Origin of the sequence: Winogradskyella pacifica (assembly GCF_013403915.1) — a bacterium.
Lineage (GTDB): Bacteria > Bacteroidota > Bacteroidia > Flavobacteriales > Flavobacteriaceae > Winogradskyella > Winogradskyella pacifica.
Genome location: NZ_JABFDI010000078.1, coordinates 1 through 588, shown reverse-complemented (window position 1 = coordinate 588; position 588 = coordinate 1). Strand labels below are relative to the sequence as shown.

Below are 588 nucleotides of genomic sequence, written 5' to 3'. Positions count from 1 at the left end.
CCCGCGCGCTGGGGTTCAGCTATCGGCGGTCGATGGCGCTGGTGGTTGTGCCGCAGGGGATTCGACGCGTCCTGCCGGCCATCGTCAATCAGTTCATCTCGCTGATCAAGGACAGTTCGCTGATCTACTTCCTCGGGCTGCTGGCCTCGCATCGAGCTGTTCCGGGTGGGGCAGGACACCGCCGCGCAGACCGGCAATCTCTCACCCCTGCTGGCCGCCGGGGTGTTCTACCTGTTCCTGACGATCCCCCTGACGCACCTGGTGAACTTCATCGACTCCCGTCTGCGATCGGGCAAAGCCGACACATCCGGCACGCTCGACCCGGTCGAGAAGATCATCGTGGTGGAGAGGTGAGCACATGGCTGTCTCATTGACCGGCACTGACATTCATCTCGCCTTCGGCACCAACAAGGTGCTGCGCGGGGTGAACATTCACGTCGACGCGGGTAGAACCACCACCGTCATCGGGCCGTCGGGTTCCGGCAAGTCGACGCTGCTGATGGCGCTGGCCAGGGTCCTGCGGCCCCGCTGCGGGGTTGTCCGACTCGACGGCACCCCCCTCGGTGAGCGATCGTCGATCGACATAGC

2 protein-coding genes are annotated in these 588 nt (G+C 64.6%); both read left to right on the top strand.

Features of this window, described 5'->3' with window-relative positions:
• Nucleotides 1–165: 165 nt before the first annotated feature.
• Nucleotides 166–354, top strand: a complete 189-nt coding sequence (locus HM984_RS18115) for a hypothetical protein (protein ID WP_218845081.1) — start codon at nt 166–168, stop codon at nt 352–354.
• Between the two features lie 16 nt (nt 355–370).
• Nucleotides 371–588: ATP-binding cassette domain-containing protein (locus tag HM984_RS18110; protein ID WP_257018523.1), on the top strand; the 218-nt coding region annotated here is incomplete at its 3' end.